General features: G+C 62.3%; 20 protein-coding genes. 11 read left to right on the forward strand and 9 right to left on the reverse strand.

Translation table 11 applies throughout. The annotated features are described in order from the left end of the window. Nucleotides 1-27: 27 nt before the first annotated feature. On the forward strand, nt 28-789 hold the full coding sequence (locus AC1RTB_RS16450; protein WP_492879757.1) for a TerC family protein: 762 nt from the start codon (nt 28-30) through the stop codon (nt 787-789). Nucleotides 790-882: 93 nt separating this feature from the next. Here the strand turns inward: AC1RTB_RS16450 and AC1RTB_RS16455 are convergent, their stop codons facing one another. The 3 genes from AC1RTB_RS16455 to AC1RTB_RS16465 all read right to left on the reverse strand — a co-directional run bounded on the left by AC1RTB_RS16455 (nt 883) and on the right by AC1RTB_RS16465 (nt 2,780). Next, nucleotides 883-1,614 carry a DUF1194 domain-containing protein gene (locus AC1RTB_RS16455; RefSeq protein WP_492879756.1) on the reverse strand — a complete coding sequence of 244 codons (732 nt, stop codon included), beginning with the start codon at nt 1,612-1,614 and terminating at the stop codon, nt 883-885. 300 nt (nt 1,615-1,914) lie between these two features. Then, nucleotides 1,915-2,277, reverse strand: coding sequence for a hypothetical protein (locus tag AC1RTB_RS16460; protein ID WP_492879755.1), 363 nt, complete (start codon nt 2,275-2,277; stop codon nt 1,915-1,917). A 20-nt stretch (nt 2,278-2,297) separates the two neighbouring features. Continuing rightward, a complete protein-coding gene (locus AC1RTB_RS16465) occupies nt 2,298-2,780 on the reverse strand; it encodes an SRPBCC domain-containing protein (RefSeq protein WP_492879754.1) in 483 nt (160 codons plus the stop codon). 50 nt (nt 2,781-2,830) lie between these two features. Here AC1RTB_RS16465 and AC1RTB_RS16470 point away from each other — a divergent pair, with 50 nt between their 5' ends. Continuing rightward, nucleotides 2,831-3,154: an ArsR/SmtB family transcription factor gene (locus tag AC1RTB_RS16470; protein ID WP_492879753.1), complete on the forward strand. Its 324-nt coding sequence runs from the start codon at nt 2,831-2,833 to the stop codon at nt 3,152-3,154. A gap of 40 nt (nt 3,155-3,194) precedes the next feature. Here AC1RTB_RS16470 and AC1RTB_RS16475 read toward each other — a convergent pair whose 3' ends face one another. Then, nucleotides 3,195-3,539, reverse strand: coding sequence for a winged helix-turn-helix transcriptional regulator (locus AC1RTB_RS16475; protein ID WP_492879752.1), 345 nt, complete (start codon nt 3,537-3,539; stop codon nt 3,195-3,197). A gap of 127 nt (nt 3,540-3,666) precedes the next feature. On the opposite strand from AC1RTB_RS16475, the gene AC1RTB_RS16480 reads away from it, so the two are divergent. The 7 genes from AC1RTB_RS16480 (at nt 3,667) to AC1RTB_RS16510 (ending at nt 8,712) form a co-directional block, all read left to right on the forward strand. After that, nucleotides 3,667-4,374 (forward strand): glutathione S-transferase family protein, encoded by a 708-nt coding sequence (locus tag AC1RTB_RS16480; RefSeq protein WP_492879751.1) that lies wholly within the window; start codon nt 3,667-3,669, stop codon nt 4,372-4,374. Between the two features lie 191 nt (nt 4,375-4,565). After that, on the forward strand, nt 4,566-5,315 hold the full coding sequence (locus AC1RTB_RS16485) for a YebC/PmpR family DNA-binding transcriptional regulator (protein ID WP_492879750.1): 750 nt from the start codon (nt 4,566-4,568) through the stop codon (nt 5,313-5,315). Nucleotides 5,316-5,561: 246 nt separating this feature from the next. Then, nucleotides 5,562-6,191, forward strand: coding sequence for an RDD family protein (locus AC1RTB_RS16490; protein WP_492879749.1), 630 nt, complete (start codon nt 5,562-5,564; stop codon nt 6,189-6,191). A 25-nt stretch (nt 6,192-6,216) separates the two neighbouring features. Then, nucleotides 6,217-6,426 (forward strand): YebC/PmpR family DNA-binding transcriptional regulator, encoded by a 210-nt coding sequence (locus tag AC1RTB_RS16495; protein WP_492879945.1) that lies wholly within the window; start codon nt 6,217-6,219, stop codon nt 6,424-6,426. Between the two features lie 15 nt (nt 6,427-6,441). Continuing rightward, nucleotides 6,442-7,197, forward strand: a complete 756-nt coding sequence (locus AC1RTB_RS16500) for an RDD family protein (RefSeq protein ID WP_492879748.1) — start codon at nt 6,442-6,444, stop codon at nt 7,195-7,197. Beyond that, entirely contained in the window at nt 7,194-7,505 is a 312-nt protein-coding gene (locus AC1RTB_RS16505; RefSeq protein ID WP_492879747.1) for an Rdx family protein, read from the forward strand. Before AC1RTB_RS16500 ends, AC1RTB_RS16505 begins: the two co-directional genes overlap by 4 nt. Nucleotides 7,506-7,635: 130 nt before the next feature. Next, a complete protein-coding gene (locus tag AC1RTB_RS16510; protein ID WP_492879746.1) occupies nt 7,636-8,712 on the forward strand; it encodes a D-alanine--D-alanine ligase family protein in 1,077 nt (358 codons plus the stop codon). 33 nt (nt 8,713-8,745) lie between these two features. On the opposite strand, the gene AC1RTB_RS16515 is transcribed toward AC1RTB_RS16510, so the two are convergent. Together AC1RTB_RS16515 and AC1RTB_RS16520 are read right to left on the reverse strand one after the other, a co-directional pair. After that, nucleotides 8,746-9,231, reverse strand: a complete 486-nt coding sequence (locus AC1RTB_RS16515) for an anthrone oxygenase family protein (protein WP_492879745.1) — start codon at nt 9,229-9,231, stop codon at nt 8,746-8,748. Beyond that, nucleotides 9,228-10,067 carry an NAD(P)H-binding protein gene (locus AC1RTB_RS16520; RefSeq protein ID WP_492879944.1) on the reverse strand — a complete coding sequence of 280 codons (840 nt, stop codon included), beginning with the start codon at nt 10,065-10,067 and terminating at the stop codon, nt 9,228-9,230. The genes AC1RTB_RS16515 and AC1RTB_RS16520 overlap by 4 nt, the downstream gene beginning before the upstream one ends. A gap of 104 nt (nt 10,068-10,171) precedes the next feature. Here AC1RTB_RS16520 and AC1RTB_RS16525 point away from each other — a divergent pair, with 104 nt between their 5' ends. Next, a complete protein-coding gene (locus tag AC1RTB_RS16525) occupies nt 10,172-10,792 on the forward strand; it encodes a TetR/AcrR family transcriptional regulator (RefSeq protein ID WP_492879744.1) in 621 nt (206 codons plus the stop codon). 228 nt (nt 10,793-11,020) lie between these two features. Here the strand turns inward: AC1RTB_RS16525 and rpmE are convergent, their stop codons facing one another. Further along, nucleotides 11,021-11,242, reverse strand: a complete 222-nt coding sequence (gene rpmE / locus AC1RTB_RS16530) for a 50S ribosomal protein L31 (protein ID WP_476799537.1) — start codon at nt 11,240-11,242, stop codon at nt 11,021-11,023. A gap of 187 nt (nt 11,243-11,429) precedes the next feature. Between rpmE and AC1RTB_RS16535 the strand changes: the two genes are divergently transcribed. Further along, nucleotides 11,430-13,235: an ABC transporter transmembrane domain-containing protein gene (locus AC1RTB_RS16535; RefSeq protein ID WP_492879743.1), complete on the forward strand. Its 1,806-nt coding sequence runs from the start codon at nt 11,430-11,432 to the stop codon at nt 13,233-13,235. A gap of 15 nt (nt 13,236-13,250) precedes the next feature. Here AC1RTB_RS16535 and AC1RTB_RS16540 read toward each other — a convergent pair whose 3' ends face one another. Both AC1RTB_RS16540 and AC1RTB_RS16545 read right to left on the reverse strand, forming a co-directional pair. After that, nucleotides 13,251-13,931, reverse strand: a complete 681-nt coding sequence (locus AC1RTB_RS16540) for a nitroreductase family protein (RefSeq protein ID WP_492879943.1) — start codon at nt 13,929-13,931, stop codon at nt 13,251-13,253. A gap of 145 nt (nt 13,932-14,076) precedes the next feature. Then, nucleotides 14,077-16,875 carry an autotransporter outer membrane beta-barrel domain-containing protein gene (locus AC1RTB_RS16545; protein ID WP_492879742.1) on the reverse strand — a complete coding sequence of 933 codons (2,799 nt, stop codon included), beginning with the start codon at nt 16,873-16,875 and terminating at the stop codon, nt 14,077-14,079. Nucleotides 16,876-17,066: the final 191 nt, after the last annotated feature.

Genomic DNA, 17,066 nt, shown 5'->3' on the forward strand with positions numbered 1-17,066 from the left:
ATTTACAAGGACTAAGGGGACACAAAGATGATCGAATTCCTGACGCCGTATCTCAGTTTCATGAACGACCCGACCGCCTGGGTGGCGCTGCTGACGCTGATCGCGCTCGAGGTCGTGCTCGGCATCGACAATCTGATCTTCATCTCGATCCTGACCAACAAATTGCCGGAGGCCCAGCGTGCCAAGGCGCGGCGGCTCGGCATCGGCGCGGCACTCGTCATGCGGCTTGTGCTGCTGGCGACGATTTCGTTCATCGTCGCGCTCACGGCACCTGTCTTCACCGCCTTCGGCCATGGCTTCTCCTGGCGCGACCTGATCCTGATCGCCGGCGGCCTGTTCCTGGTGTGGAAGGCAACCAAGGAGATTCACCACTCGGTCGATCCCGAGGACCACAAGGACGAGATCGTTTCGCGCACGCTGCAGCTGTCGCTGGGTGCCGCGATCTTCCAGATCCTGCTGCTCGACCTGGTGTTTTCGATCGACTCGATCATCACCGCCGTCGGCATGACCGACGAGATCGGCATCATGTACATCGCCGTCATCGTTGCGGTTTCGGTGATGCTGCTGGCAGCCACCCCGCTCGCCAAGTTCATCGAAAAGAACCCGACCATCGTCATGCTGGCGCTGGGCTTCTTGCTGATGATCGGCATGACGCTGATCGCCGACGGCTTCGGCTATCATGTACCCAAGGGCTACATCTATGCGGCGATGGGTTTTTCGGCGCTGGTCGAAGGACTCAACATGCTGCAGCGCAACCGCCGCAAGCGGCAAGACGCCGACAGGCACTGATGTTTTGAATAAATCCGGCGGCGGATCATCTCGCCGCCGGATGCATTTTCAAGAGACGCCCTTGCTCACCATGCGTCCGGCTCACGGACGAGGTCACCGATGGGCGAGCACTTCTTTGCCGGGGAACTTGATGGACAGGCTTATCTCCTTCGCCAACTTCCACCGAAGAGCCAGGGCATAGTCGCTCGAGCTGGTCAGTGGAATGACGAAGGCGCCTGGACCACCAATGACATTGTCGGCGAAATACTGGGTGAGATCGTACGGAACGCCGCGTATCACTTCGGGCAGAGCGATTGCATTGATCGTGCATCCCTTGGCGATTGCCCGCAGCCGGCTCACTTCAACGGGCAAGCCGTCATTGTTGGTGCCATTGGCCGAGATGTCGATGATCTTGCTGGAGGCATTTCCAGGGTATCTGTCGAACAGCAGGTCGCCCAAGTCGATGGCGAAGGAAATGGACGTCGCGCAGTAGGAATTGCATCCGTAGCCCCTGTCGCCCGCGTTGCGGATGACAGATGCCGCCGCCTGCGCGTCCTGTGCTCGGCAGACGCTTGTCCATGGCATCACTGAGCGCATTTGTCCGCGGCTCGACCATTCGACATAGGTGATCGCTATGCAGCCGGTACGGGTGCGCGCGATGGCTGCGATAACCTCGGGCGAGGAGATTGCGGCGGCATGGCCCTCGCGTTGCAAGTCGGCGGTGGCGGGATCGATGGATGCGGAGACATCGACCGCGAATACGATTGCGGTGTCGGCTTCGGCGGCCTGTGAGGGTGGAGGCCAAGCCGGTGTCAGGGCGGCGAGTATGGCCAGCGGGCGAGCCATCGCCAGCGCCGCTGGAACAGCGACGAACCCCGTTGCGGTACGAAACCGCTCCACGCCCATGAATGCCCCCCAATCCCTCGGGTGACCACGTCAGATGCTACGCCACATTCCGAACATCTGACAGGTGACCGAAGGAGCTACCTCCATGCGGCGGTGGGCTTTCCGCCCTCGTCGAAGACCTCAACATGCCGCTGCACAAATGGCGCATGTAGGAGAACGGCGGCAGGCACCAAGGCTGAATGGCCGGCGGCGGGCATTGCGTCCGTCGCCGGCAACACTTTCAGATCGCGACTTGTGCACTCACCACGCGTCGGGTTCGCGCACCATGTGCACGACATTGGCCGGGTTCATGATCCAGCCACCGCGGAAGCTTTCGCCGAGCGGCTCGATGGGGTCGCAACGGGTCACGCCGGCATCGGCCAACTGCCGCAGCGTGCCGGTGGAATCGGGCGTGAACAGTTCCAGCCAGACCTCTGCCTGGCTCATCGTCGCGGCCTCGTCGATCCAAAGCTGGTTGGGGCCGAGCTTGAAACCGATCGCCGGCGCCTTTTCGGTGATGGGCACAAGGCCGACAGTATCGCGATAAAAGGCGATGGTTGCTTCATATTGATGGCTGGGCACCTTCATGGCGATGTTGATGCCGCCCTCGATCTTTGCTGTCATTTTATTGCTCCTGATATGGTTCACTTGCAGTCAGACGTCGGCAGTTCACCGCGCATTTCGCTGGGGTAAAACCCCTCGCGAAGATTGATGCCGTATTCGACATAGGCCTTCATGGCCGAGAGCATCTGCGACCAGCCCTCGCAATTGGCGTAGGACGATTTTCGCCCGGCCGCGTCCTCGCGCCAGCCGTCCTCGGCGATGGTGACGAAGGTGCCGCCGTCGTCGAGTGGTTCGAAATTCATCTCGATGCGGGTCTTGTAGGCCGGCTTGATGTCGGGACCACTGCCATCCCAGCGCAAGACGATACGCTTGTCGGGCACGACCTCGTCGACTTCGACGGGGACCGAACCCCACCAGGTGACGGTGGCACCGGTGACCAGCGGTGCGCTGGCCCCGCCAAGGGTGGTGAAATAGCCGCTGAGCTTGGTGGGATTGACCACCGCGTCGAAAACCTCGGCCACCGGCTTGCCGATGCGGCCTGAAACTCTGAAACCAAGGGACATTGCCGCTCCTCCTGCTTGAATGGGAGAAGAATATGTTATAGATTTATAACATGTCAAGCGATTCGAAAGACGACCGCGTTTTCAAAGCCCTCGCCCACCAGCGCAGGCGCGAATTGCTGGACCGCATGAAGGATGCGCCGCAGACCACAGGCATGCTGTGCGAGGCCTTTCCCGACATGGATCGCTGCACCGTGATGCAGCATCTGAAAGTTCTGGAAGAAGCCGATCTGGTGGTCGCCAGGCGAGAAGGCCGCGAACGCTGGAACCATCTCAATTCACTGCCGATCAAGCAGGTCCACGACCGCTGGATCAGCGAATACGCCACTCATGCGATGAGCATTCTCGACCGGCTGAAGCTCGACCTCGAGGGCTGACGACGCCGGGATGCCCACAGGGCGGCGTCAAAGTATCAGATCAAGCAGCACTCGCCTTGCGTGCCTCGATGGCAGCGCCGTGCTCCTTGCCCCAATTGGCGAGCGGCTCAAGCGCATTGTCGAGCGAGATGCCGAGTTCGGTGGCGGAGTATTCGACACGCGGCGGCACCTGGGGGAACACCTCGCGATGAACCAGCCCGTCGGCCTCCATCTCGCGCAGCTGCTGGATCAGCATCTTTTCGCTGATGTCGGGCACGAGCCGCTTCAACTCGCCGAAGCGGCGCGGTTCGGTGTGGATCAACCACAGAATCAGCGCCTTCCATTTGCCGCCAATGACCTGAAAGGCCGGGCCGAGGCCGCAACTTTCCGGCTGCGTCTTTGCCATGGAAATCCTCAATTCTTACTTTGAAGTCAGTACCTTACAAAATTGTAGGTACTTGTTAGCACGAATGCAATGCATAGGTTTCGCACCATGCCGCGAATGTTTCGCGGTCCGACTTCAAGGACAAGACATGGAACCTGTACTCTTTTACGGCGTGCCGCATGGCTGCTCGTTCGGCTCGATCGTGGCGCTCGAATGGCTCGGCCAGCCCTACCGCCTGCACCGTATCGACATGCTGGCCGAAAAGCCCGGCGGCGCCTTTGCCAAGGCAAGCCCGCTCGGACAGACGCCGGCTCTGCTTTTGGGCGACGGCAGCGGGCTTAGCGAAAGCCTGGCGATCCTGCACCACATCGCCGCGCGCGGCCTCGACAAGGGACTGGGCTTCGCCCAGGGCACCAGGGAGTTCGACCAGCTGAACTGGATGCTGTCTTACCTGCATACCTCGTTCCACTCCGATCTCGGCTATGCCTGGAATGCCTTCAAGCTCGACAAGAACGACAAGGCCGGCCGCGAACTGCTGCGCAAGATGGCGCGCGAAAAGGCCGCCAACGACTATGCCTATCTGCAGACCGTGCTCGAAGGCCGCGAATGGCTGGTCGGCGACCACAAGACCGTGGCCGACGCCTATTTCATCGGCATCGCACGCTGGGGCGAGGACCTTGGCCTGTTTGATCTCGCCAGGGAGTATCCGCGCCTGCACCAGCACATGGCCAAGCTCCAAGCCGACCCGGCGGTGATCTTCGCCCATGCCATCGAAGACGAGAAGCCAGCGACCTCGGCCGGCGGCTTTCGTGGCCACACGACGATCAACGAGCTTTCGCCGCGCATCGCCGCATGACGTCTTGCCCTCCCGCCGCGGCGTCGTTGCGGGAGGGCCAACAACCCAAGTGCCGCCCACGGGCGGCGGACTGACGTTTTCGCGCATTCGGCAAAGGCCAAACGCTGGACGTCCAAACGCTGGACGTATTGAGCCGATTTATCTATAACGCGGCCCATTCCAACACTGCCGAAGCGACAAACAGGGGTCCCATGGCCGGCCATTCACAGTTCAAGAACATCATGCACCGCAAGGGCCGCCAGGACGCGGTGCGGTCCAAGATGTTCTCAAAGCTCGCGCGCGAAATCACCGTTGCAGCAAAGACCGGCGTGCCCGACCCGACGATGAACCCGCGCCTGCGCCTGGCCGTGCAGAACGCCAAGGCCGTGTCGATGCCGAAGGACAACATCGCGCGCGCGATTTCCAAGGCCTCGATGGGCGATGCCGAGAACTACGAAGAAGTGCGCTACGAGGGCTATGGCCCCGGCGGTGTCGCGCTGATCGTTGAAGCACTGACCGACAACCGCAACCGCACCGCTTCCAACGTGCGCGCCGCCTTCACCAAATCGGGCGGTGCGATGGGCGAAACCGGCTCGGTGTCGTTCATGTGGGACCGCGTCGGCGAGATCGTCTACGCCGCCAAGGCCGGCGACGCCGACAAGGTCATGGACGCGGCGATCGAAGCCGGCGCCGACGACGTGCAGTCCGACGAGGACGGCCACACCATCATTTGCGCTTTCGAAAACCTCGGCGAAGTGTCCAAGGCGCTCGAAAGCTCGCTTGGCGACGCCGAGTCGGTGAAGATCATCTGGAAGCCGCAGAACAACATTCCCGTCGACGAGGAGCGCGCCCAGTCGCTGATGAAGCTGGTCGGCACGCTCGAAGACGACGACGACGTGCAGAACGTCTACGCCAACTTCGAAGTCGACGAAGCAACGCTGGCCAAGCTCAGCGCGGCGTAACCAACAATATAATTGGCGCCTTTCGGAAGATTGCCGAGGGGCGCCAATTGCTTTCCCAAAATGGATGGTTAAGCCTCATTTTCGGTGAGGGGAGACCATCCAAATGACAAGTACTGAGAGCGCACCAGCGCGAGCGGGCTTCTGGCGCCGTGTCGGCGCGTTGCTGATCGATTCGATCATTATATCATTATATTGCTTCCGCTGCAAATACTGACGGCGGTATTGTTCGCGCAGACCAATGGCGCGGTGCAGGGCAATTTCGGCATCACCACGAGGGTCTGCGCAACGATCGAACATCTGCCCGAGGGCTTGCAGCCGCCTCCCCTGGCCAGCACCAATTCGATCACCGAATGCCGCGGCAGCCTTTTCGGCTTCGAGACGTCGCGTACCCTGTCGGTTGGCACCGTTATTGAACAGGGCAATATGACGACCGGCCGGTTCCTGACCTACGCGCTTGACGCCGATAGCAAGCCAACATCCCCGTTCGATATGACCTGGGTGGCGATGCTGGCGCTGCTGATCTACCTGATTTCGATGGAATGTCGGCGCGGCGCAACTGTCGGCAAACGTGTCCTCGGGGTGAGGACCATCGACACCGCCGCGCCCTCTCAAATCGGCATCCCGCTGCGCAAGGCGATCACCAGGCAATTGGCGATGTGGATTGGCACGATCCCGGCATTCCTTGTGATGATCAAGATACTGTTTTTCAGCGACGATCCGCTGAACGCGATGTCCGGCAATGGCTTCTGGCTTGCATTCACCGTCGCCTTGGGGATCGAGATCGCATGGTTCATCTGGATCATCGTTTCGGTTTCCAAGAAGCGCGATCCCATTTATGACCGCATCGCTGGAACGAGCGTATTGAGGATAGGATGACCCTCCCCCAGATCCGCATCACCTACTGCACCCAGTGCATGTGGCTTCTGCGGGCCGGAAGCCACAGAACAACGTGCCGGTCGACGAAGAACGCGCCCAGTCACTGATGAAGCTGGTCGGTATGCTGGAAGACGACGACGTACAGAACGTCTACGCCAACTTCGAAGTCGACGGAGATTGCCGGGAGGCGCCAATTGCATTCCCAAAATGGATGGTTAAGCCTCAGTTTCGGTGAGGGGAGACCATCCGGATGACAAGTATTGAGAGCGCTCCAGTGCGAGCGGGCTTCTGGCGGCGCTTCGGGGCTTTTTGCATCGACTATTTGGTTGTGTTCGTGCCGCTTTATCTGGTCATAGCCGCACTGTTTTCGCTGACCAATGGCGCCGTACAAGGTCATTTCTCCTTGAGGCTTGGCGCTTGTTATGACACTTCGGTTGAATGGCATTCTGCACCTCCTCCGGCCGGAATTGATGTTTGGCAGGAATGCAGAACGTCAATTTTGGGTATTACCACCGCTGTCCAGCTCGTGGGAAAGAACACCGAGAATGGAACTGGGATCACGATCCCGGTCGATGCGTCCGGGCAACTTCGCGATAAAGTGCTCGATGCCGGCATCGTCGAACCGCTTGTGCTATTCCTCTATCTGTTTTTCATGGAATGGCGTTCTGGTCGCTCCTTAGGAAAACGCTTCGTCGCCGTTGTCGTACGCGATGTCAACGATGAGCGGCGCATTGGCCTCTCTGCCAACAAGGCCTGTCTCCGCCAGTGTGCAAAAGCGGCAGGCCTACTGCCAATGACCGCCATACAAATCTGGTACACCGTGGCTGAATGGAGGGACGCCATCCCAAAGGACGAACAGCAGCTGGCCTTCTGGCGAGACGTGGCGCTGACCTCCATGGTATTCGCGGTTGCCTGGTTCGCTTGGATTGCCGTATCGATTATCTTCCGACGCGATCCGATCCAGGATCGCGTCGCCGAAACTACCGTCAGGATAGACACAGCTTGACCAACGCACCCCTCCCAACGATCCGCATCACCTACTGCACCCAGTGCATGTGGCTTCTGCGCGCCGGCTGGATGGCGCAGGAGCTGCTGTCGACCTTCGGGACCGAGCTTGGCGAGGTGGCGCTGGTGCCGGGCACTGGCGGCATCTTCACGGTGACCTGCGACGACAAGCTGATCTGGGACCGCAAGCGCGACGGCGGCTTTCCTGACGCCGCCCAGCTCAAGCAGCTGGTGCGCGACGTGATCGACCCCGAGCGCGACCTCGGCCATTCCGACCGCAAGGGCCACAAATCCAAGGACCCGGCCTGACCGGCAGCCACGAAAACTTTGCGGGGACCGCAAAACGGCGCCACAGATAAGATCGATTTGCTGCGCAATCAGGACATTGGATCGCGCCGTGGGACGGCACGGTCGCAGGGGCACAGAGCGGAAAGCATCCATGACAACAAGACCACGCATCGCAGTTCTTTTCGGCGGACGCTCCTCCGAGCACGACGTCTCGCTCATGTCGGCAAGCAACGTCGTCAAGGCTATCGACGCCTCCAGATACGAGGTCGTGCCCATCGGCATATCCCGCGACGGGCGCTGGTTCCTGGCTGAACTCGACCACGACGGCGCGCTGCCCAAGGCGGTGCCCGCTGATGGCACCGAGGTGGCGCTGGTGCCGGGCGGCAAGGGACGGCTGATCGCCCTGCCCGCCGGCGAAACGCCGTTCGAACTGCCAAAGGTCGACGTGCTGTTTCCGGTGCTGCATGGCCCGTTCGGCGAGGATGGCGCGGTGCAAGGTCTCGCCGAGGTGGCCGACATTCCTTACGTCGGCTCCGGCGTGCTTGGCTCGGCCAACGCCATGGACAAGGACGTGGCCAAGCGGCTGATGAACCAAGCCGGGGTGCCGGTGGCTCGCGGCGTGACCGTGCATTTCGGTGACCGGCCCTCTTTCGACGCCATCAAGGCCAAGCTCGGACTGCCTGTTTTCGTCAAGCCGGCGCGGCAAGGCTCATCCGTTGGCGTCAGCAAGGCCGAGACGGCGGAGCAGCTGGACAAGGCGCTGGCCGAAGCCTTCAAGTATGACCGCAAGGTGCTGATCGAGGAATTCGTCGCCGGCCGCGAGGTCGAGTTCGCCGTGCTCGAGGCGCCCGACGGCCAACTCTCCGTTTCCGTGCCGGGCGAGATCGCGCCGGCGGCGAGCCACGGCTTCTACACCTACGAGGCCAAGTACATCGATGCCGACGGGGCGGCCCTGCGCATCCCGGCGGAACTGCCCGAGGCGGCCACGGCCAAGCTGCAGGAGGTCGCCCGCGCTGCTTTCCTCGCGCTCGGCTGCGAGAGCATGGCGCGCGTCGACTTCTTCGTGAAGGCGGATGGCTCGGCGCTGGTCAACGAGGTCAACACCATCCCCGGCTTCACGAACATCAGCATGTATCCAAAGACGATGGCGGCCTCCGGCGTGTCGTACCCCGATCTCGTCGGCCGGCTGATCGAACATGCCGTGGCGCGTTGGAAGCGCCAGGCTTGAGACAGGAAAGGCCGGGTCATCCCGGCCTTGTGCCTATGCAGCGCGGAAGGCCATAACGAACGACGCCAGCGACACGAGACAGGCGACCGCGCGGACATGGTTCCACGGCAGCCATTCCTGGAGATATCGCGTCCACATCGTCGCCCCCTCGGCACTCGCCGGGTCGACGGCTGCGAGCGCGTCGTTGAGTGGCACGTTGAAGACCATGGTCACCAGGAAACAGCCCAGGAGATAAGCGACACTGCCGGCGAGCAGCCAGGCCGAGCCCGCCTCGCTCCAGCCGAAGATCGCCTTGGCGGCAAGCACCAGCGACAGCACCGCGAGCCCCACGAACACCGCCATGAACAGCGGGTTGATGATGGTGACGTTGATCTGCTGCATGGCGGCGATGCCTTGGGCCGCAGGCAAGCGCGCGAATGACGCCATGATCGTGTTGGAGAAGATGAAAAACAGGCCAGCCGCGATGCCACTGCCAAGGGCTGCGACAAAGACGAGCGCGGTGAACAGCAGCGCGATCATTGTGCGTCTCCCCATATGCCCGATGCGGAGACCGCCCTGGCATAGTCGCGGAAGTCTCGCGCGGGCCGGCCGAGTGCCTGCTGGACGCCATCCGCAAGATGTTCGTTGCGGCCGTCCAAAACCTCGGTGAACAGCATCACCAGCAGGTCGATGAGATCCGGTGGCAACTGCTGTTCGGCGAGGCTTGCCGCGAATTGTTCCGGTGTCAGCTTGATAAAGCGGATGTCGCGGCCGCTCGCCTTGGCGATCTCGGCGGTCGCCTCTGCGAAGGTCAGCAGGCGCGGGCCAGTGAGTTCGTAGAGCTGGCCGATGTGGCGATCGTCGGTGAATGCTGCCACCGCGACCTCGGCAATGTCATCGGCGTCGATGAAGGGCTCGCCGACAGCTCCCACCGGCAACGCCACTTCGCCTGCCAGCACTGCGTCGAGCAGGAAACCCTCGCTGAAATTCTGGGCGAACCAGCTGCAGCGCAGGATGGTCCAGTCGCAGCCCGTGCGCTTGATCAGGTCTTCCGCCCGCTGCGCCTCGGGCTCGCCGCGCCCCGACAGCAAAACGAGGCGCTTGACGCCCATGCCGACAGCAAGGTCGGCGAATGCACCGGCGGCCTCGGCGGCACCGGGAGCGGCGATATCTGGAAAATAGGAGATGTAGGCAGCGCCGACACCATCGAGCGCCGGCGCCCAGGTGGTGCGATCGTCCCAATCGAAGGACGGGGTGTTGCCGCGCGATCCGATGCGGACGGGGAGCCCCCGGGCCGCTAGCTGCTCGGCTATGCGGCGGCCGGTCTTGCCGGTGCCGCCAAGGATGAGAATGGGCTTCGTGGTCTGTTCGGTCACTGTCACTTTGGCCTCCTTCATAAACATGAGCATTCCTCACATTTGCAAATGTGATAAACCCTCATATTATGACCGTCAAGCAGAATCGTTTCGGGCCGGATGCCATGGAAGTTTTGGAAGAGAACAAGGCCTTGCGCCGCGCGCCGAGCCAGAAGCGCAGCCAGGAGCGCGTCGGGCGCATGCTCGAGGCTGCAAGCGCGCTGATTTCGGAAGGCGGCAGCGATGCGATGCGGATGGGCGAAGTCGCCGAGCGCGCTGGCGTGTCGATCGGCTCGCTCTACCAGTATTTTCCCGACAAGGGCGCGATCATCCGCACCCTGGCCGAACGCTACAATGCCGAGGGCCGCGCCTGCATCGCCGACGGGCTTGCTGGTACCCACGACACGCTGGGGCTCATCGCCGCCTTCGGCGGGCTGATCGATACCTATTACGGCATCTTCCTTGCCGAGCCTGTCATGCGCGACATCTGGTCGGGCACCCAGGCCGACAAGGCACTGCGCGACATCGACCTCCGCGACAGCCGCGCCAATGGCGCGCTGTTGGCTGAGGCGTGGCTGCGCGTGAAACCGGGGGCGGATGCGGCGGAGGTCGAGCGCAAAGCCTTCCTGATCATGTCGCTGGGCGAAGCGACGATGCGGCTCGCCATTTCGGTCGAGCGCGACGAGGGCGACGCGCTGGTGGCCGACTACAAACGCATGGCGCTTAGGGAGATCGAGGCGCTGTAGTGTCCCCCTCCCCCTTGTGGGGAGGGGTTAGGGGTGGGGGGGGTAATTGGCCGTTCACCCGTTTCCGGCGGCAAACGGAGAAGAGGCTGCCAGACACCCCCACCCTTTATCCCTCCCCACAAGGGGGAGGGAGGACGTCGACGCCCCGCTCATCCTCATCCGGTAGCAGACCGCAACAAAAAACCCGCCACAAGGGCGGGTTCTTGATAACAAGCGAAACGGGTCGGCTTAGATGCCGAGGCCTTCGTAGCGCTTCTTGAACTTCGACAGACGGCCGCCGCGATCGAGCAGGTTGTGGTGGCCGCCGGTCCAGGCCGGGTGCGTGGACGGATCGATATCGAGGTTCATCGTATCGCCTTCCTTGCCCCAGGTGGAGCGGGTCATGTAATCGGTGCCATCGGTCATGACGATCTTGATGGCGTGGTAGTCGGGATGGATATCGGCTTTCATCGCTCTGTTCCTGCTGTCGCGGCGCGGCTTGCGCAGGTATCCTGCGGCGATGCGCCTCTTTCGAAAATTCGAAGCCACGGCTAGATAGGCCACGGCTTCAGAAACGGTCGGCGTGCCTATACATCAGCCGATTTCGAATCACAAGGCCGCCAGCCGGCAAATGGGCCGCGGCCGAGAGGGAAATACCATGGCGAACACCACAACGGCTGCCAACGAAGCGCGCCGGCGTTCGCTGCGCCCGCTGAGCCGGCTCTCGCCCTACCTCTACCGCTATCCCAGGCTGGTGGTTGGCGCCATCATTTCGCTGGTTGCGGCCGCCGTGACCACGCTGACGCTGCCGATCGCGGTGCGCCGCATGATCGACCACGGTTTCTCCAGCGCCGATTCGAGCTTCATCGCCAAATATTTTGCCATGCTGGTGGCGATTGCCGCCTTGCTCGCTCTGGCTTCGGCCTGCCGCTACTATTTCGTCATCACGTTGGGCGAGCGCGTCGTCTCCGACATCCGCCGCGACGTCTTTTCCCATGTCACCTCCCTGTCGCCGGCCTTCTTCGACACGGCGATGTCGGGCGAGATCGTCTCGCGCCTCACCGCCGACACCACCCAGATCAAGTCGGCTGTCGGCGCCACCGCGTCGGTCGCGCTGCGCAACATCATCTTGTGCTTGGGCGCGCTCACCATGATGGTGGTGACGAGCCCCAAACTGTCCAGCCTGGTCATTGCCGCCATCCCGCTGGTCGTGCTGCCCCTGGTCGCTTTCGGGCGCTCGGTGCGGCGCAAGTCGCGCGCAGCGCAGGACACGCTTGCCGACGCCACAGCCTTCGCTAGCGAGCAGATCGGGGCGATCCGCACGCTTCAGGCCTTCACCAATGAAAGACTGGTAACGGGCAAGTTTGCCGCGGCGGTCGAGACGGCCTTTGCCGCTGCCCGCTCCTCGGTGCTGGCGCGCTCGGTGCTGACCTTTTTCGCGATTTTCATCATTTTCGCTTCGGTCGTGGCAGTGCTGTGGTTCGGCTCGCGCGACGTGCTCGAAGGCACATTGTCGCCTGGCACGCTCGGCCAGTTCCTGCTCTATTCGGTGTTTGCAGCCGGCGCCATGGGCAGCCTGTCGGAAGTCTGGGGCGATTTGAGTTCCGCTGCCGGTGCCGCCGAGCGCATCACCGAGATTCTTGGGGAAAAGCCGACTGTTGCAGCACCCGCTACGCCGGTCGCCCTTCCAGCCAAAAGCACCGGTGCGATCGAATTCCGCGACGTGACCTTCTCCTATCCTGTCCGGCCCGACCGCGCCGCTGTGCATGGGCTGAGCTTCACCGTGAAGCCGGGCGAGACTGTCGCTATCGTTGGACCATCAGGCGCGGGCAAGAGCACAGTCTTTTCGCTGCTGCTGCGCTTCTACGACCCAGAGGCCGGCGCGGTCCTGATCGACGGCGTCGACCTGCAGAAGGCCGATCCACAAGCCGTGCGCGACCGCATCGCGATCGTGCCGCAGGACGTGACGGTGTTCGCCAGCACAGCTGCCGAAAACATCGGCTTCGGCCGACCCGGCGCATCACGCGCCAAGATCGAGGCCGCCGCCAAGGCAGCCCTTGCCGACGGGTTCATCGAAAAGCTGCAGAACGGCTATGAGACTGAAGTCGGCGAGCGTGGCGTGACGCTGTCGGGCGGCCAGCGCCAACGCATCGCCATCGCGCGCGCCATCTTGCGCGACGCACCGATCCTGCTGCTCGATGAAGCCACCTCCGCGCTCGACGCCGACAGCGAAAGGCAGGTGCAGATCGCACTCGAGCACCTGATGCAGGGCCGGACCACCATCGTCATCGCGCATAGGCTGGCGACAGTTCTCAAGGCCGACCGCATCCTTGTCATGGACGGCGGTACGATCGTCGAGGAAGGCACCCACGCAAGCCTTGTCGCCAAGGGCGGCATCTATGCGCGCCTGGCCAAGCTGCAGTTCGACACCGGCGCCGACGCCTTCAAGGGCGCTGCGGAGTAGGCTGGCCAACCAGCCTCACAGGAACGTTGCGATGTCCGACAGCGGGCGCTTTTCCGTGGCGTGAACGGGGATCGTGGCGCCTTCCTTGGGATAGCCCACGACCATCAGGATGTAAGGCTTGTCGTGCGGATCGCGGCCGCAGATCTCGTTGAGAAAGCTCATCGGATTGGGCGTGTGCGTCAGCGTTGCGAGGCCGGCGCGGTGCAGTGCCGCGATCAGGAAGCCGGTGGCGATGCTGACCGATTCCGGCACGTAATAATTCTTGCGCGTCACACCGTCGGCCGAGCGGCTCTTGCGCTCGCCAAAGACGCAGATCAGCCACGGCGCCTCTTCCAGGAACGGTTTTGAGGCATCGGTACCGAGCGGCGCCAGGGCCTTGAGCCACTCCTCGCCGGCGCGGCCTTCGTAGAAGGCGCGTTCCTCGACCTCCGCCGCCTCGCGGATCTGGCGCTTGATATCGCCGTCGCCGATGACGGCGAAATGCCAGGGCTGGTGATTGGCGCCATTGGGTGCTGTGCCGGCTGCAAGAATGCAGGTCTCGATGATGTCGCGCGGCACCGGCCGCGTCGAAAAATCACGTACGGTGTGGCGCGTCTTGATCTCGTCATAGAACGACTGCGCCCCGGCCCGCATCTCCTCGATTGGCTTTTCCTGGTAGTCGGGCAACGGCACGGTGCGGTATTGGGCAACGGGCATATTCATCGAAGCAACTCGCGGCGAGAGTGACAGTAAAGACCCGCCCCGACATTCGGCAAAATAGCCGGCATCGTCAATCGCCTGGGCATGAGGCCAAGGAGGAAGCGCCAAGCGGGCAGCTAAGCCCGCCTGGCAATTGCCACGCCTAGAACTTCACCGCGAGGCTCGCCTTGACGCCATGGTCGCGGGCGTGGCTGGCGATCTGACCGGAATAGTTGAACCCAAGGCTCGCTTTCGGCGAGATCGCAACATCGAGCCCCGCCTCAACCAACAGCGCGTCGCGGGCAACAGGTGAGCCGTAGATGGTGAAGCTGTCGCCGCCGGCAAAGGCAACGATGCTGGCAGGGTTGACTTCGCCGAAGGCATGGCGCCAACCCAGCCCGCTGCGCACCGTGGCGGCGGTATCGCCAAGCTTGAAGTCGGTTGCCGCGCGCAGGCCGAGCGTCGTTGTCGTGCTGTCAAAACGCGTCGCAGCGCTGGTCAATGCCGCGGAACCGCCGGTTTCAGCAAATGCGTCGGTCGAGGAGCTGACGTAAGCGAGGCCAGCGAACGGCTCGAAGGCAAACCGGCCCTTTTCGACCCGGTAGCCCGCCTCGACAAAGGCTTGCGCTGTGCCGGCGTTGTAGTCGGCTTTCAGGGTTTCGCTCAGGCCGGGGAACGACACGTTGCGGCTGGTTTCGATGGTGTGCCAGGTGTAGGCGGCGCCGGCACGCAGGCCAAACGCGCCCCAATGACGGCCGCCATAGGCGCCGACATGGAAATTGTCGCTATCGCCGGAGGAAGCTCCGTCGTCGGCATCGAAGCTGGTGCGGCTGTAGCCGGCGAGCAGGCCGAGCCTGAAGCCATCGCCCACGATGGTGTCACCGCCAGCGATCAGACCGCCGGTGCTCTGGTCGAAGCCGCCAATGCCATTGCTGGCGTCGACCGAGCCCCAATTGCCGACCGCCTGGCCCCAGACGACAAAGCGATCCGTGTCGGCGGCGACCAGTTCAATGCCGTCGTCGCCATAGCCCATGACAGGCATGTCGGGGGCTGCCACGTCGCCAAAGGCCGAGCGAACGCGGTCGTTGGCGAACTGGCCCAGAAATGCGCTCGACTGGGTGGAGGCGCCACTTGCCGAAGCATGAACGTCGCCTGAGAGCTGGTTGAGCGCGTCGCGGGCTTCCTCTTCATTGGACGACATCATGAAGGCGGCGCGGAGGGGATTGTTCTCCAGCAGGCTGTCGATACCGCCGGCGACAGCGCCTTGGTTGGGTGACTGCGCGACGCTGCCAAGCGACGCGTCGTTGCGCGTCAGCGTCAGCGTCACATCGTTGCCGCCATCGCCGCCAGCGTAGCTGATGGAATGATTGAGGAAGAGAAGATTGTTGAGATTGCCGACCGAGGCGAAAGTGCCCGTGACCGCATCCGCACCATCATTCTGGATAAGCGTGAACGGGCCGCTGGTCGGGTTCCAGCTTGTGTTGGTCGGCGGCGACATGAGCAGGCTGAGCTTGGCACCCGATATGTTGACCGTGCCATTGACAGTGAGCTTGTCAGCACCGGCAGGCGTTGCCTCAATCTCGAGAATACCGTGGTTGACGTAGTTGCCGTTGATGGTCTGGCTGTGGACGAGACCCGTTGCGGCCGGGTTGGCCGTATCGCCGACTGCGTGGGTTGCGCCGGATGAAATGGTCACGTTGCCGATAACGGTGCCGCTGCCGCCGAAGCGAGCGCCTGAGTCCACAGAGACTGGCCCAGCCAACGTGCCGCTGCCCTTGTAGCCGACATTCAGCATGCCGGCATTCACGAACGTTTCGCCGGCAAATGCGGAACTGTCGCCGCTCAGCGTTATGGTCCCTGATCCCTGTTTGAAGAAGTCGCCCGAGCCAGCAAGCTTGCCGCCCCAGCGCTGGCCGTTGGACATATTGGAGATCAGCTTGCTACCCGCTTCGATGGTAATCGCGCCGCCCGCATTGGCGAGCCAGTTGCTCGTGCCGCCGCCATCGCCAAACTGCAGCGTACCGCCATTGGAAATCAGAACAGTACCGCTGCCGCTGTTACTGCCCGTCAGGATCAGCTTGCCGCCGCTAATATGCTCAAAAGCGCCGCCACCGCCGATTTTGCCGCCGAAGGTCACTTCGCCAGTACGGTTGAATACAAGAGTACCACCGTTGTTGACGGCACTGGCAATCGATCCAGTTGAGCCACCGTCACCGACCTTGAGTGTCGCCCCTGTGCCGATACCTACACTGCCGGTGAACGTGTTTGCCCCGGTCAGAACCTGCGTTCCCCCGTTAATCATGAGACCGCCGGCACCTGAAACGACACCTGCAAACACTCCGGTCGCTGCACTAACTCGTAGATAGGTGTTGCCGACAATGACGGAACCGTTGCCATTCAGAGTCTTGATTTCCGCAGAGGGAGCATCAGAGACGTCGAAAGTGCCTTCGACAGTAACGCCGCTGGACTGGTTGATGCGCCCCTGGCCGGCAAGGGCGAGTGTTCCACCCAGCGCAATCGTCGTTGCTCCAGTATAGGAGTTCATGCCGGTCAATGTGAGGGTGCCAGGCCCAGAAATATTCAGGCCGGCGGCGCCCTGGAGGGTCGAACCTACAGTAGCCGTCAGACCTGCATCCACCTGGATTGTTGCGCCCGTCGGAGCCAAATTCAGATTACCACCATTGATCTGATAGCCCGCCGCGGAGAATTTCAGTGTATCGAAGTGCTGGGTACCTGAAACCCCGACCCTGCTATTTGCGACACCCGCAAACACCGCGACACCGCCAAGCCAGACGTCATTTGCCGAGCCGTCTAGGTTGGTCCAATTGGTTCTGTTGTCCCATTCATCGCTGCCACCGTCGACCTGATTGTTGGCAGCGGTGTTGCCCCCATCCCAATACTGATCCGCCGCGAGCACAGGCGATGCGGCATTCAGCACGACCGCCACTGCCCCGAGCGTCACCAGCGCTGTGCCGGCCCGCAAGGCGGCGATACGCGCGATTGATCGGTTCGACGGTTGGCTTGGAGAAGTCCTGGTAGCTTGAATTGATTGAATACGAGTCCGCGTCGCAACGCTGCGGCCAAATAGATTCATTATGTCCCACCACTTGTATGCACGCCCCAACGGGCAAAAAACACGACGCAGGGACCCCG

Source organism: Aminobacter sp. GW821-FHT11F06 (assembly GCF_058808215.1).